General features: G+C 71.8%; 8 protein-coding genes. 2 read left to right on the top strand and 6 right to left on the bottom strand.

From position 1 onward, the window contains the following. Window positions 1-75 precede the first annotated feature (75 nt). Together O7608_RS15815 and O7608_RS15810 are read right to left on the bottom strand one after the other, a co-directional pair. Complete coding sequence (locus O7608_RS15815; protein ID WP_289210695.1) at window positions 76-699, bottom strand: response regulator transcription factor; 624 nt, start codon at window positions 697-699, stop codon at window positions 76-78. 134 nt (window positions 700-833) lie between these two features. After that, window positions 834-1163 carry a hypothetical protein gene (locus O7608_RS15810; RefSeq protein WP_502959204.1) on the bottom strand — a complete coding sequence of 110 codons (330 nt, stop codon included), beginning with the start codon at window positions 1161-1163 and terminating at the stop codon, window positions 834-836. 364 nt (window positions 1164-1527) lie between these two features. Between O7608_RS15810 and O7608_RS15805 the strand changes: the two genes are divergently transcribed. Then, complete coding sequence (locus tag O7608_RS15805; protein ID WP_289210694.1) at window positions 1528-3783, top strand: ATP-binding protein; 2256 nt, start codon at window positions 1528-1530, stop codon at window positions 3781-3783. A 55-nt stretch (window positions 3784-3838) separates the two neighbouring features. After that, entirely contained in the window at window positions 3839-7399 is a 3561-nt protein-coding gene (locus O7608_RS15800; RefSeq protein WP_289210693.1) for an ATP-binding protein, read from the top strand. 9 nt (window positions 7400-7408) lie between these two features. Here the strand turns inward: O7608_RS15800 and O7608_RS15795 are convergent, their stop codons facing one another. The 4 genes from O7608_RS15795 to O7608_RS15780 all read right to left on the bottom strand — a co-directional run bounded on the left by O7608_RS15795 (window position 7409) and on the right by O7608_RS15780 (window position 15621). Further along, on the bottom strand, window positions 7409-9046 hold the full coding sequence (locus O7608_RS15795) for a serine/threonine protein kinase (RefSeq protein ID WP_289210692.1): 1638 nt from the start codon (window positions 9044-9046) through the stop codon (window positions 7409-7411). 213 nt (window positions 9047-9259) lie between these two features. After that, window positions 9260-11770: a hypothetical protein gene (locus tag O7608_RS15790; protein ID WP_502959203.1), complete on the bottom strand. Its 2511-nt coding sequence runs from the start codon at window positions 11768-11770 to the stop codon at window positions 9260-9262. Window positions 11771-11965: 195 nt separating this feature from the next. Further along, window positions 11966-12283 carry a YbaB/EbfC family nucleoid-associated protein gene (locus tag O7608_RS15785; protein ID WP_289210691.1) on the bottom strand — a complete coding sequence of 106 codons (318 nt, stop codon included), beginning with the start codon at window positions 12281-12283 and terminating at the stop codon, window positions 11966-11968. An 11-nt stretch (window positions 12284-12294) separates the two neighbouring features. Continuing rightward, window positions 12295-15621, bottom strand: a complete 3327-nt coding sequence (locus O7608_RS15780; protein ID WP_289210690.1) for a right-handed parallel beta-helix repeat-containing protein — start codon at window positions 15619-15621, stop codon at window positions 12295-12297.

Genomic DNA, 15621 nt, shown 5'->3' with positions numbered 1-15621 from the left:
CGGTGACCTCGGCCGGCGGTGCCCTGTCCACGACGTTCCCCATCACACGCGAGGTGCCGCCGCAGGCGCACAGACTCAGATCAGCCCGGCTCGCAGCGCGTAGGCGACGGCATGTGAGCGGTTCCGCAGTTTGAGCCGATGCGTGACGCCGTAGATCACGTTCTTGACCGTGCGCTCGGAGTAACAGAGCTTTCCGGCGATCTCGTTGGTGTCGAGCCCGTCCGCCATCAACCGCAACACGTCGACCTCGCGTGGCGTCAGGCCGGCGGCGTTGAGCCCATTCGGGGCGAGGACCTCGCGTTGCAGTCGCTCAATGTGCTTGAGCAGTTCCCCGACGAGATTCGACGGCATGACTCCGCCGCCGTTGGCCGCCGTCAGCACACTGTGTACCAGACGCTCCCGGGTGACCGCCGCTCTGGGCAGGATGGAGACCACCCGACACTCCACCGCTATCAGCAACTCACTCTCGGTGATCTCACGGAGCACGAGAACCACCGGCAGACGCGTCACCACTGCCGTACGGCGCAGCATCGCCACCACGTCCACTGTGAGCTGCTCACAGGCGAACACGACAACCTGCGCCCCGGCCCGCTCCTCGGCCGGTAGCAGCTCGACCTCCGGGCAGCAGCGCAGGAAACTGGCGAGTCCTGCGTGACTGAGCGGTTCGGATGCCTGCAGGATCAGCTTGACACACTCCACCGATGCCTCCCGTCGTCGTCGGTCAGCACGGAGTCTGCGCAGCGGGTCTTCAGAGAATCTCCACACCGATCTCCAGCGGAAACCGTCGATGTGAAGATCCGCTCGCCGAGGTCGGCCCGGCCAGGAAGGTCCGGCTAGGAAGGTGTAGTGTCGCCTGCCGGTGGCGGCGGTTCCCCCCGTGCCCGGCGAAGTGCCTCGATGTACTTGGGGATCTCAACTACGGCGAGCTCCAGCCGACCGGGCGCGAGTTGATCGGCGAATACGGCCTCGACAACGTCTCGGCCAACGTCATCGGGGAGATCGTCGACCTGTCCGGCAGGGGCGCACTGCCAGATCCGGATGAGACGGAGCCGCGCCCGGACCTCGGAGAGGGTGCGTTCCAGTCCGGCTATCGCCTCGTCGGCCCGCGCCGCGTCCAGCACGAGCCGCCCCTCACCGGCGAGCATGAGCAGCAGCTCACCCACGAACGGGTTCGGCGTGGCAGGAGGACGGGCCGGCACCGGTCGAGTCCATCAACGCGACGGCGGCAAGGGAAGGCTCCGATCGGGCGGCTGCCCCGGACTCCGGTGCGATCTGCCCGGACTGCCGTCCGTGGCACCGGTCCGCCGACGGACAGCGCCCACCGGGTCCGCCACCGGGCAGCCCCGCCCGAACGTCGACGGCAGCGCGAGGCAGACTTGACCCGGGTGGTTCCCGCAGGAGGGCCGGGTGCGGCGTGGCCGACCTGCTCCGATCCGGGTCACCGGCGCCGGGAGCGGGTACGTCGGAGGCGGGGACCGTTTCTCGGAGCGGTGGATGAGGGCAACGGTGTCGATCGAAAACACGAACGTGCGTCTTCACCTGTTAGGCCCCGTACGGGTCGAGCGCGACGGAGCCGACCTGCCCCTGGGGTCGGCGCGGCGGACGGCCGTGCTGTGCGTACTCGCCCTGCGGACCGGGCACCGCGTTTCCCGGGAGCAGCTCGTCGCCGCGCTGTGGGGTGAGGACGCACCGGCCAGCGCGATCGGCAACATCTACACCTATGTCTCGGCGTTGCGGCACATGTTGGAGCCGGACCGGGGCCGGTGGGCCGGTGGGCAGATCCTCAGCTCGGGCGGAGGAACCTACCAGTTACATCTGCCCCCGGAGGCGGTCGACGCCATCCGCTTCGAGACGCTGCGGGAGGCCGCCCGGCGGCATCGGGCCGACGGGAACACCGTCGCCGAGTTGGCTACCGTGGAGTCCGCGCTCGGCCTGTGGCACGGCGAGGCCCTGACCGGGGTACCCGGGCCGTTCGCCGAGGCCCAGCGGGTGCGGCTGGCCGAACTGCGGTTCGCCACCACCGAACGGTACGCCGCCCTGCTGGTCGGGCAAGGCCGGCACGAGGAGGCTGCGGCGGTCCTGCGACGCCTCGTCGAGGCGTACCCCGACCGGGCGCACCTTCGGGTGATGCTGGCCGACGTACGGCAGACGAGCAGCCACGGCCCGGGGCAGGGCCAGGACGCCGGAGCGCCCGCCGGCGCACGACCCGTCGCCGGGACAGCTGACGGAACAGCGACGACAACCAGGTCCGGCGGGGCAGCCCTCGTCGGCCGGGATGCCGAGCTGTGTCGCCTGCGCCGGGCCACGGCGGAGGCGGCCCTGGGACGCGGACGCAGCGTCCTGGTCAGCGGCGCGCCTGGTCTGGGCAAATCGGCACTGCTCGCGACGGCCATGTCCGCTGCCGCACCGGGGCACTACCGTGTCGGATGGGCGGTCGGCGACGAGGTCACCCGATCCAGTCCACTAGGTACCTTAGCTGAATGCCTTGAATCCGTGCTGGGCGAGGACTCCACCCGCCGCCTGATCGACCGTTTCCCCGCCAGCGCGCACCAGGTTCCCGGCCAGGCCGTCGCCGAGGTGGTGGACCTGGTATGCCAGGCCGCGCGGGCGACGCCACTCGGGCTCGTCATCGACGACCTGCACTGGTCCGATCCTGCGACGCTGCGGGTCTGGGCCGAGCTCAGCGGACGCGTCGCCGAGCTGCCGCTGCTGTTGGTGGCGACGGTCCGGCCCGGTGCGTCGGACCGGACCGTGCCGTCCGTCGACGAGGTCGTACGGCTGACACCGTTGGACGTCACGGCGGCAACCGCCGTCGTCCGTGCCTCGGCACCGCAACCGCCCGAGGCCGAGCATCTGACATGGATCCTCGCCGAGGCCGGTGGCCACCCCGGCTACCTGCGACAACTCGCTGCGGGTACCGCCGCCACGTCGTCGTTCGACGCGTTGTCAGCCATGATCGAGGCACATCTCGCCCCGTTCACCGAGGAGACCCGGCGGTCGTTGCGGGCGATCGCCTTCCTGAGCGCGTACGAGTTGCGGGCACCCGGCACCCAACCAGCGGGCGCCACCCCGGCCGAGCTCGGTGCGGTCACCGGCCGTACCCCCGACGATCTCGACCGGACGCTCGCGCCGGCGCTGGCCGACGAGGTCCTCGCAGTCGAGGGCGACCGGCTCGTCTTCCGGCACCGAATCGTGGCCCGGACCCTGCACGAGGCCACCCCGGTGGCCCTGCGGATCACCCTGCACCGCTCCTACGCGGAGCGGCTCGTCGCGGCCCGCGCGCCGGTCGAGCAGGTCGTGGCGCAGTTGCTCGTCGGCGAGGTGCCGCTGGTCGGCCGGGCGGGCGCCTGGCTGGTCGAGAACGTCGAGGCGCTCGTGGACCGTGCCCCGGCGACTGCGATCGCCGTGTTGCGCCAGGCCCATGCCCAGCACGCTCTCGACCCGGCTCAGCGGCTTCGTCTCACCGCCTGGCTGGCCCGGATGCTGCTACGTCAGCAGCAGGTTGCCACGGCGGAGGCCGGCTGGGTCGCCGCCCGGACATCCGACCCGGACCTGCGTGGCGAGATGCACTGGGTTGCGGCGCACACCCACGAACGGCGGGGCGAGTTCGAGTCCGCTGCGGAGATCGCCCACACCGCGTTGCGAGAACGCCGAATCACGCCGGAGTGGATGCACCGGCTACGGGTGTTGCTCGCCCGGGTGCGTCCGCACCTGCCGGGACAGGCGACCGAGCCGCACCTGCCCCGCTCGACGGCGCTCGACGGTGGGAACTCCCCTAGCTGACAGATGCCGGCGGGTCGACCGGAGGTAACCTCTGACCTCTCACGATGGAGGGTCCGTGCAGACAACACCGGACGACCGGCTGCGGGTGTCGGTCCTCGGCCCGGTCCGGGCCTGGCGCGGCGGACACGAACTGCACCTCGGACCGACCCGGCAGCGGCAGGTCTTCGCGGCGCTCGTCGTCGCTGGACGCGCGGTCAGGCGGGACGAGCTGGTCGCAACGGTCTGGGACGAGGCGCCGCCGACGACCGCGACCGGCAACGTCTACACGTATGTGTCCGGTCTTCGTCGCAGTCTTGGGCGCGACGCCCTGACGCTCGGATCGGCGGGGTACGCGCTCGCTCTGCGCCGGGCGGATCTGGACAGCGAACGGTTCGCGGCGGCGTGCGCCGAGTCGGCGCGGCGGCGTGCGGCAGGGGATCTCGCCGCCGCCGTGGCCGCCCTCGACGAGGCGTTGGCGCTGTGGCACGGCGAGCCGTACGAGGGGCTCACCGGTCACCGGCTGGACCTCGATCGGGTCCGGCTCGTGCGGCAGCGGCTCGACGCCATCGGTCGGCGTGCCCGGATGCTGATCGAGCTGCGCGACGACCGGGTGGTGGCCGAGTTGACCGGGCTGGTACGCGACCACCCGCTGCATGAACCCCTGCACGAGTTGCTGGTGCTCGCTCTGCATCGCGGCGGCCGGCGGGCCGAGGCGATCGAGGCCTATCGGGTAGCCCGGCACATCCTCCGTACCGAGCTGGGAGTCGAGCCGGGCAGTGCCCTGAACGGACTGTACGGTCAGGTGCGGCGCGCTCCGGCGGCTGCGATCCGTCGGAACGACCCGGTGTCGACGCGGCGATCCCACACGACCGCAACCTCTCGATCGACGTCGCCCGTCGCGTTGCGCTCACCGACCTGGTCGACGCCTCGCCTCGCTCAGTGGGGATTCGTGGAAGCGTCCGGGGTCGGACCGCAGGCGGGGTCGACCATCGGCCGCACTCAGGCGGGGTCGCTCGTCGGCCGAGCCGACGAGCTCGACCAGCTGCGGGCCCTGTTCGACGCGCTCGCCGACGGTCAGGGCGACGTGCTCTGGGTCGAAGGTGAACCGGGCGTGGGCAAGACCGCGCTGGTCAGAGCCGCGACGGCCGATCTGGACGATCGGGGCTGTCAGGTCGCCTGGGGCGGCACCCGGGAGCTGGACCGGGACGCGCCGTTGCAGGCGGTGGCCCGGGCGTTACGGCCGCTGACCACCGGACACCTCCGGGCCGCCCGGCCCGACGGACCACACCTCGATGTGGCCGACGACGACAATGCCGTCGACGATGCCCCCGTCACGTCCGATCGGGTGTTGGCGCAGGTACGCGCCGCCTGCGCCGTCGCGCCCGTCGTGCTGGTCGTTGACGACCTCCAGTCGGCCGACTCGGTCGGCGAGCCGTTCTGGAACCGGTTGGTCGCCGCCACCCGACGGTTACCGTTGCTGTTGGTGGCCGTGGCACGGCTGGAGCCCGGCGGTACGGCCCTGGCCCAGCTGCGCCGCGCGGTGGGCTCCCGGCGGGGGCAGGTGCTCCGGCTGGATGCCCTACCACCCGGGGTGGTCGAGCAGCTCGCGGTACGTCTGGTGGGTGCTCCGCTCGGGCCGAACCTGGCCGAGGCGATCTCTACCTCGGCCGGTAATCCCTTCTACGCCCGCGAGATGACCAGCGCGTTGCTCCGGCGGGGTGTGGTCCAGGTGGCCGACGGGGTGGCCGACATCCCCGACTCCGCTCCCGTCGATTTGCCGCGGCCCCTGCTCGCCGTGGTACGGAGTTCGGTGGATCTCCTGTCACCGCGTGCTCAGGACGTCCTGCGGACGGCCGCCATGCTCGGTACCCGTTTCTCGGTGGACGACCTGGCCGAGGTGAGCGGGGAGTCCGCGGTCGACCTTGTCCCCAGCCTGGAAGAGGCGATCGCCGCGAACGTCGTCGTCAGCGACGACACGACTCTGGCCTTCCGATACTCCGCTCTGCGTCGGGTGTTGTACGACAGCATCCCGGCACCGGCGCGGGCGATGCTGCACCGACACATCGCCGAGGTTCTGGACCGGGGCGCGGGTCCGGCGACGCGGGTGGCCGCACAGCTCGCGGCGGTGCCGTCGGTGGCCGACGAGTGGACGGTGTCCTGGCTGGTCGACCACTGCGCCGAACTGGCCCGCCGCGCTCCCCGACTCGCCGGTGAGCTGATCCGACGGGCACTGGACACCGGTGCCACCGACCCGATACACCGCACGCCGTTGCTGATCGCCCTGGTGCGGCTGGAGTTCGCCGAGGATCACTGCCCGGTCGACGAGGCCCGGGAGGCGGCCGGTCTGGCGACCGATCCGGCGGAGCGCGCCGAGATGCGTCACCTCCTCGCCACGATGGTCCACCGGCGGGGTGGTGTGTCGTCGGCGATCGGCATCGTCCGGAAGACGCTGTCCGACCGTACGGTGCCCGAGTTCTGGCGTACCCGGCACTGGGCGCTGCTGGTCGAGCTCCGCAGGGGCAGCCTGGACGACCTGCACCAGGCCGATCGGCGAGCCGGGGCGGCGCACGCCGAAGCACTCGCCGCCGGGCGGCCGTACGACGCGGCTGCGGCGCTGCAGACCGGGTGGCTGACGAACTCCGTGCGCCGTGACCACGAACGGGCGCTGGAGTTCGCCGACCGGGCGTTGGACATCATGCGCGACAATCCGTCCTTCGGCGGGCTGTATCTCGACCTGCTCGACAATCGCGCCTTCACCCTGCACAACCTGGACCGGCTACCGGAGGCCGAGCGGACGCTGCGGGAGGGTCGTCTCTTCGCCTACCGGCACCGGTTGCCCACCGACCTGCACACGGCCTCGGCGGTGCTGCGTTTCTGGACCGGTCGCTGGGACGACGCGCTGGCCGAGATCAGCGCGGTCACCGACGACGTTCCTCGCTACACCTTGTTGGGCATGCGAGACCCGCGATCGGCGGCCACGTTGTTGCACGGCCTGGCCGCGCTCATCGCTGCCCATCGTGGCGACGCGGTGCTCGCCGCCGGCCACCTCGACGCGGCCGATGCCCTGACCACCGGCGACGCTGACCGAACAACCGATGGTTTCCTGCTCGTCGCCCAGGGGTGTCTCGCCGAGACGCGGGGCCGGCCGGACGAGGCGCTACGGACGCTGAGTCCGCTGCTGTCGCCGGACCACGCGCCGCTGGCGATGCGGCACCAGTGGCTGCCGGAGCTGACCCGGCTCGCGCTGGAGTTGGACCGGCGGGACATCGCGGAGGGGGCGGCGGCGATCTGCGCCGACGAGGCGCTCCGCGAGGTGCGACCGGCCCGGGCGCACCGGGCCGCCGAGCGCTGCCGGGCGATGATCACGAACGATCCGGAGCCCGCCCTGGCCGCCGCGACCCGCTACGGCGAGTTGGGCTTGGTGACGGAGCAGGCCGCGAGCCTGGAGGACGCCGCCGTGCTGCTGGCGGCGAACCGGCGCCCGCACGAAGCGGCGACGACCGGCGGTGCGGCTGTGCGGCTGTACACAGCGCTGGGTGCCCGCTGGGATCTTGGTCGGGTCGAGCGCCGGCTCGCCGGGTACGGCGTCGAGCCGAGTCCGGGACGGGCCCCGGACGGCCAGCTCGACATGATGTGACGTGGCCGTTCAGCGTACCTCCACTTCGTACAACGAGTAGCCGTAGTGACCGGAGCGTCGGGTCGCGTACATCCGGACGAAACGACCGGGCGTCCCTTCGGCAGCGATCACGGCGTCACCGCCCTGGCCGCTGGCTGTGCTGTACACCGTCGTCCAGCTGTCTCCGTCGAGGGACACCTCGACGCGGTAGCTGACGGCGTACGACCTCTCCCAACGGAGGACGATCTCGTGGATCTGCCACTGGCCGCCCAGGTCCACCGTCAACCACTGGACGTCGCTGAAGGCGCTGCCCCACCTGGTGGCGAGATCACCGTCGACGGCGTTGGCCGCCGCCTGCACGGCGCCCTCGGCGCTGGAGGCGGTGACCGGTCGACCGAGAGCCAGGTTACGGCCGGTCGGGTTCGCGGCGGCCGGTACGGCGGCGCCGGCCGGCGGTGGTTTCTCCGAGGCCGTGGCCTGGCCGCCCTGGGGCCGGGTGTCGGGCGTCCGGCCGGGCGGCGCGGGCTGTTGGCTGGAGACGGCTGAGGGGTACGGGGCACCTGTCGTCGCCGCCGCGCTGGCCCCGCTGGCTGCGGAGGCCGGGGCGGTCGGGGTGGGGGGCACCGGGTGGCTGGTCTGTGGTGTGGTGGCTGTCTGCCGGCGGGCGTCGGTACCTTCCGCCGCGTAGTTCGCCACCGCCACCGCCATCGCGACCGCCGCTGCGGCGACCAACGCACCGACCGTCACTCGCCGGCGGCCGGTCGGCCGACGCGCCGGCACCGGGGAGGTTTCCGGCGCGGTGTCGCGCTCACCGGCGGCCGGCGGCTCCGGTTCGGGCGACCGGTCCAGAAGCATGGCGATGAGTTCCTGGGCTGTCGGCCGGTCGACCGGATCCTTCGACAGCGCGCGTGACAACGGCTCCCGCAACGAGGCGGGTATCCCGTCGAGGTTCGGCGGCTGGGTCAGGATGCGCCCCGCTGTCGCGGATGGGGAGTCGCCGTGGAACGGTGTACGTCCCGTGCCGGCGTAGGCGATCACGCAACCCCACGCGAAGATGTCCGCCGCCGCGGTCACCGGGGTGCCCGGTTCCCCAGAGAATCGTTCGGGTGCCATGTACGCCACCGTGCCGACCATGACGTCCGGTCGAGTGTGCGCGCTGGTCGCGTCGGTCGGCCGGGCGATGCCGAAGTCGATCACCTTGGGGCTGCCTGGCGGCAGCAGGACGTTGTCCGGTTTGAGGTCGCGGTGGACGACGCCAGCGCCGTGGATGCCAGCCAGCGCGGTCGCGACCCCCACCGCCAGCGAGTGCAGGGCTCCGCCCTGCATCGGCCCGCGTTCGAGGACCACTTCCTCCAGGCTCGGCCCGTCGACGTATTCGACGACCAGGTACGGCGGGTCGTGGTCGAGGTTGGCGTCGACGAACTCGGCGGTGCAGAACGGAGGCACCTGCCGGGCACGGTCGACTTCGCTGCGGAACCGGCCGATGAATTCCAGATCGGACGCGAGGGCGGCGTGGATCAACTTGACCGCCACGTAGGTGCCGTCGTCACGCTCGGCAAGGTACACGACACCCATTCCACCCACGCCGAGTCGACCGACGAGCAGGTAGCCGTCCAACCGCTCGGGATCGGTCGAGCTCAGCGGGCTCACCCGGTACGCAGTGTCCACAACGCCTCTTTCAACCTGGTCGCGACCGTGCGGCGACCGGACAGTGTCGTCTACCTCCGGTATATCAGGTATTAAGCCAATCTTGGCGAAACGCATCCTGCACCACGTCGGGCGGCGGCCGTAGGTGCACTCACGGCGCACCTGCGCCGCGCGCCCGCAGCTGCCCGGCCGACCTGACCGGGCACCGTCCTGAACGGATCATATCGGCCGGGATCAGATCGTTCCTGGCAGGATGGCGAACCGGGCGCCGGCGGCTCCGACCGGTGTCCGGCGACCGGCGGTCGCCCACTGCTCGACGCTGCGGTACAGGGAGTTCAGCGCGAGATCGTCGAACGGTCCGCGCTCGCGGGTCGGCTCGTCGGCAGACAGTTCCCGCAGCAGTACGCGGCCGGGTTCGGCATCGATCGGCTCCGTCGCCTCCAGCACCTTGAAGCGGGTGCCGGGCAGGAAGAGCACCCGGGCCTCGACCCGCTGGTCGTCCGCCGGCTCCAACAGTTGGGTACGGCGGGCCGTCATCGACCAGAGCAGCACGTCCACCGCGCCGGGCAGTGACACCGGCGGCTCGACCAACGCGTGCGTGAACGCCCAGTTCGTCAGCACACTCCTGGCCCGTATCTCGGCGAAGGCGTCCCCGGTGAGCGTGGCCGTGGCGCAGGTCGCGCCCCGGTGCGACGGCAACCGGCCGACTCCAGCGGCGACGCAGCGTGCGAACGAGACCGCCCCGCCGCTGTCTCCCTTCCGCAGGGCGTCGTCCACGTCGATCCCGTACCCGGACAGATACAGACGTACGGCGACCGCGTCGGTCAGCGAGTCGTCGTCCGGGTTCAGCCGGGGGTGTTCGGACAGGATCCGGGCGACCGTGCTGGCGGCGGCGTCGAACTGCGGGCCGAAGCGTTCGCGGAGCCAGGTCCGTTCGACGTCGAGGCCACGCGCGGTGGGCAGGCCCCGCGCCTGCGGTGCCGGAGTTGTCTGGAACAGCACCGCGGGCCGGGCGTCGGTGGCCGTCCCGCTCGACGCGACAGCGTCGGTACCGGCCGGCCCGGGCGGCACCGCGCCGGCGTCACCCCTCCGAGGCGGCGCACCGGCGATGTCACCGTCCGGGCGCGCCGCCGTCGCTGCCGGTTCCGTGGTCGCCGGAGACCTGCCGTCGGCGGCGGATTCGACGGGAACCGGGGGTGGGAGGCGGAGCACGGGCGCCGCGACGACGGTCCGGGTGGGAGCGTCGCCGGAGCTGGTCTGGGTCCAGAGCGGCGTGTCGACGGTGCCGCCCGGCCCGCTGCCAGCGGTCCTGCGGACGGCGGGTCGTGGGCTGTTGCGGGCGACCATCGGCACCGCCGAGCCCGCCGGTTGCGGCGTCGCCGAGTTTGCCGGCTCCGGCGCGGTCCGGCCGCTGGCCGGCGCGGTCGGACTCAGCCGTCCACCGGCCGGACGAGCCGACCCGGAACCGAGCAGGGTGGCGCCGAGGGTCGTCGGGGCGGTCGTCTCGACCGGTAGTGCAGCGGTTTCGGTCTCGTTCAAGGCGAGATCCGCCGTGGTGAAGCGGTAGGTGAGCCCGTCCTCATCGACCACGGCGGCGGGGCCGCGCCCGCTCACCGCTACGGCCGAGGCGAGTTGGAGCGCGCTGCGGGCGCGGGTGGCCGGATCCAGCCGGGCGGCCAGGTCCTCGGCGAGTTCGCGTAGACGGGCGACCCGGGACGGGTCGGCGTCGTCGACGATCAGGGCGTGACTCGCCGGGTCGGCTGGGCGGGCACGGATCCGGCCGGCGTGCCGTGGCTCGTCGGTGGCGCGGATCCAGAGCCCGGACTGGACGACCTCCACGACCGCGTCGTCCGCGTACCGGAACGTGCGGGGACCGACGGGGGTGCCGAGCAGCGCTGGCGCCTCGTGGTACAGGATGCGCGCCGGCGCGGCCGGCCCGGCCGGTCGGCTCCGTGGACGGTAGCCGAGTTCGTGGACGAGCAGTCGCCAGCCGAGCCGGCCGTCCCGGGTCACCGTGTGCATCTGACGCCGTTCCGGTCGGCCCACAGGTATGCCGGTGAAGCACGCGACCGGTGTCTCCAGCAGGTCGGCCAGCCGTTGGCCGATCGGCTCGCCGACGGGGACCTGGACCGGGCCGTACTGGACGAACCGCGCGTACGGTCGGTGAGTGGGCGCGAGCCCGCGCCAGAAGCGGGCAATGTCGTCGAGGGCCAGGGGCGGGGTGCCGGGACAGCCCAGGACCACGGTCATCGTCTGCCGCTGACAGGGCACCGAGGCGACCAGCCATCGCCAGCGCTCGCTGACCACGAGCGGGTCCCGGGTGTCCCGAAGCCACACCCCGGCGGGGATGGGCTCGGCCGCGCCGACCGCGCTGGTCGTCGAGAACTCGGCGGCACCGTCGTCCCAGGGCGGGGCGGGATGCCGCTTCGACTCCCTCATCGGTGGACGTCCGGGTCGGTAGCGCACCCAACCGCTGGCCTGCCCCGAATGGGCGAAAAGGGTACCGTCCGACCCCCGGAACACACGCCCGTGCGGGGTGACGACCGTACGGCGCAGCCGGTCGCAAAGCCACTGGGCGGCGAGAGCGGCGGTGTCCTGGTTCGTGCCGCAGACCACGAGTCGGATACCGCGTCGACGCCACCGCAGCGTCGCGGCCACCGCCTTCCAGATTCCCACCGGAAGATCGTCGTGCAGGTCGAGGACGACGATCTCGTTGTCGGGGTCGTCGGCGATTGCCATCGCCACCGCGCGAGCCGACGAACTGATCCGTTCCCTGGCATGCAGAACCAGAGCATTTCCGACGGTGTGCCGGAATACCGTGACCGACGGCTGCCCGCGCAGAGAGCCAACGACGTCCACTCGGCTGTCTCTTCCTCGCAGCGCGCGGCGACCAGCCGGCTGCGATGATCGGGACCGGCGGGCCGGCAAGGCCCCACCCGGTCAGTGCACGTTGATCTCGATCGCGCCCATCATTTCCCCCGCGAGCGCGGCGGCGTTCGCTCCGGCGGCCCTGATCGACTGGACGATCGCATCCTGCAGACCGGTCAGGTCACGCCTGTCGAAGACCGCCGGGCTGACCCGGACCGCTTTGACCTGGCCGAGGCCGCTGGCCAGCACCACGACCGTGCCGTCGACGGAACGACCGGTCACGAGGGCCTGCCCGAGCTCGGCCTGCGCGGCGCGCATTCGCTGCTCGAATGCCCGGCCCGCCGCGACCATTTCCTCGAGGGTGGGCCGCTGCTGCTGCGGTTCCGACATGACGACTCCTCTCAGCCGACCGCCGCGAGGCCGCCGGAACGGCGGGCGCTCAGGGCGTCCGGGTGGTGACGGGCGGCCAGTCCGTGCAGGTCGGCCAGCGCGAGGGTACGGGACCCGGTGGCCCGGGTCAGTGCTCGCGAGAGCTGGTGGGCGGCGTGGACCGTACGGTCCGGAAGTCGTTCGACGAGCCCGGTCAGCGCGGCCCGTACGTCCTCGGGGACGTGGTGTCCGTGTCGCACGAGGTGCCGTACGACGATCTCGGCGAGTTCGGCGACGTCGTACTCGGGGATCGTCCACCGTTCACCGAACACGTCGGCGAGGCCGGGCAGCGCCGCGCCGAGGCGGGCCAGCGCCGACGGTTCACCGAGCAGGACCACCACAGGGTCGCCGAGGCTGGACCGCAGCTGCGCGACCAGCGACTCGACGGTCTCCTGGCCGTCGTCGAAATAGTCGACCACCAGCGTGCCCCCGGCGGCGTCGTGCAGCGCGGCCTCAGCCAGACTCATCGCCTGTCCGGGCCATTGCGGTGCCAGCTGGTCGGCGGTGGACACCCGTACCAGGTGTCCGACCGGCACCAGACCCAACTCGGACAGCCCGGCGGCGTAGTGGCGGGCGATCTCGCTGCGGCCGCTGCCGGGCGGGCCGGCGAGCAGGACGTTGCCGTGCCGCCCCGGCGACCGGCGACGGTTGCGCAGTTCGCAGAGACGCAGCAGGGTCGCGCCGACCGCGTCGCGGACCTCGGAGGCGCCGACCAGGCCGCAGATCCGCCGCCAGGTATGAGATCCGTCGATGGCACCGGCCGGGTCGCTGCTCGCGTCGGCCGGCTTGCGCTGCTCGACCGGCAGCTCCTCCAGCAGTTGCAGCTCGGCGGCGAGGTCGTCGGCGACCAGCCGGTTGAGTTCGGTGTCCTTCGTCGGCGGCGTCGTGGCGAGCCGGGACGCCTGATTGTTGATCATCGCCTCGAAGAGTTTGCGGGCGACTCGGCCGTTGCCGAACGTGGCGTTCCTCGGCACCCGCTCGAAGTACGTTGTCAGGGCGTCGATCGCGTCGTCGGTCAGTTCGTAGTAGTGCTTGCGGCACAGGTTCGAGGTGATGGTGACCAGTTCCTCGACCGAGTAGTTCGGGAACTCGATCGTCCGGGTGAACCGGGAAGCAAGCCCAGGGTTCGAGGCGAGGAAGCTCTCCATGAGTTCCGAGTACCCCGCGACGATCACCACCAGATCGTCACGGTGGTCCTCCATGATCTTCATCAGAGCGTCGATGGCCTCCTGGCCGAAGTCCGGGCCGGAGCCGCCAGAGCCGGCCGACAAGGTGTACGCCTCGTCGATGAAGAGCACACCGCCGATCGCCTTCGTCACCAGCTCGGTGGTCTTGATCGCCGTCGAGCCGATGTACTGGCCGACCAGATCCGCCCTGGCCGCCTCGATCATGTGCCCCTTGGCGAGGATGCCCAGCTCCGCCAGGACCGAGCCGTATAGTCGGGCGACCGTGGTCTTGCCGGTGCCGGGTGGGCCGGCGAAGACCAAGTGCCGACTCATCGGCGGCATCGGCAGGCCCATCTGTTGCCGGACCTGCGCCATCCGGATCAAATTGATCAGCGCGTTGACCTCCTGCTTCACCCCGCGCAGGCCGATCAACCCGTTGAGCTCGCGGAGCGGTCCGCTCAGCTCCCCCGCCGTCGCCCGTTCCTCCCCGGCCGGGTCGGCCGGGTCGGCCGACCGTTCGGCGGCGTTCCCGGCCGGGGGCGTCGCCAGCGAGACGTCAGCCATGGCCCTGGCCGCCCCGTCCGTGGTCAGCGACATCACGGCCACCTGCGCATCGGCGACCCGGCGGAGATCCTCGTCGCCGCTGCCGCGAACCACACACCGGGTGATCGACACCGGGTCGGCGGTCTCCACCTCGATCCCGGCCGCGCCGCTGTCCAGTACCTCGCAATCAGTGAAGCTGCCTTCGGAACCGCGTTCGAGCCGGATCCCCGCCCGACGGGCACCGCGCACCCGGACCTGGCTCGCGGTCACCGTGCCGGCCGCACCCACCGACAGACCATCGCCGCTGGCGTCCACCAGCTCGGTGTCGCGCAGCCGCAGATCGCCGCTGCCGGTCACCTGCAGTCCCGCGCCGCGCAGCTCGGCCGACTGCAGGGAGAGAACGCACGAGGAACCGACCGCCACAGCGCTGGACGCCGTACTGGTGAAGCGTGCCTCGCGGATCGTCGCCCGAGCCGACTCGCGAAGCTCGAGGGCGTTGGCGCCGCTGGCGTCGATCGTGAGGTCCACGCCGTTGACCTCGGCTCCGTCACGTACCAGCAGTCCGACGCCAGCGGCAACGGTGGCGTGTAGCCGGTGCACGGTCATCGACGCTCCGTCCGCGACGACCACTGCGTGCTCACTGCTGCCCCGGACCGTCATGGTCTCGAAGCTCGGCGCGCTGTTCGACTCGACGGTCACGCCGACCGGGGACTCGGCGAAGATGCAGTCCTTGAACACGGGTCTGGCCTCGCCGGTGACATGCGCGGCGCTTCGTCCCGCCGGGCCGAACGAACAGTGCTCGAACCTCGGTGCGGCGCCACCGGCTATGTGAACGGACTGCAGGGCCGCGCCGGTGAAATGGGAGTGGGTGACGAGCACGTCGACCTCGCCACGGATGAAGACATCGACGTTGCTGCTCCGCTCGACGCGGAGTCTGCTGATCCGAGCCTGGCCCCGCTGCTCCACCACCAGCGCGGGTTTACCGGCTCCGACGATGTCGAACTGCTCGACGATGATCCGTCCGTCGCCGTTGACACAGATGCTGTTCGCCCCCGTGCGCTCCGCGCGGCAACGGCGCAGGGTCACCGAACCCTGGTCGCTGACCACGATGCCGGAGGTGGCGACGTCTCGGACCACGGTGTCCTCGACCGTGCTGGGGCGCGCAGCGGTGACCACGATCCCGGCCCCTGCGGCGGAGGTGATCTCGCAGTGGCGAAGCGCCAGCGAACCTTCCAGCCGGGCCAGCAGGGTCACCCAGGCAGCTCCGTCGACACGGCAGTCGTCCAACGCCGCCTCGCCGGAGTAGACGTCGACCGCAGCCAGCTTGGGGTCGCCGCTCGACAGTGAGATGCCGCGTAGGTGGGCCCCTTCGCCGTGAACCGCGAGAACGCTACCCTCCTCCACCGCGACCTCGACCCGGCCGCCCTGTTCGGCGACGATCGTGATCCGGTTGCCGACGACCAGCTTCTCGACGTACCGCCCGGCGTGCACCGTGATGGTGGCACCGGGCTCGGCGCGGGCGATCGCCGCGCCGATCGTCGGGAGCGCGCCGGGCCGGCCGCCCCCGACCGTCAGGACCTGTCGACTCAT

This window comes from Solwaraspora sp. WMMA2056 (assembly GCF_030345095.1).
Lineage (GTDB): Bacteria > Actinomycetota > Actinomycetes > Mycobacteriales > Micromonosporaceae > Micromonospora_E.
Note: the sequence above shows the minus strand (reverse complement) of the source record. Positions and strands in the feature narration are given on the sequence as shown.

Bases quoted from the DNA above. Each gene is read 5' to 3' on its own strand.
- O7608_RS15780 (WP_289210690.1), bottom strand. From the start codon at position 15,621: ATGAGTCGACAGGTCCTGACGGTCGGGGGCGGCCGGCCCGGCGCGCTC.
- O7608_RS15785 (WP_289210691.1), bottom strand. From the start codon at position 12,283: ATGTCGGAACCGCAGCAGCAGCGGCCCACCCTCGAGGAAATGGTCGCG.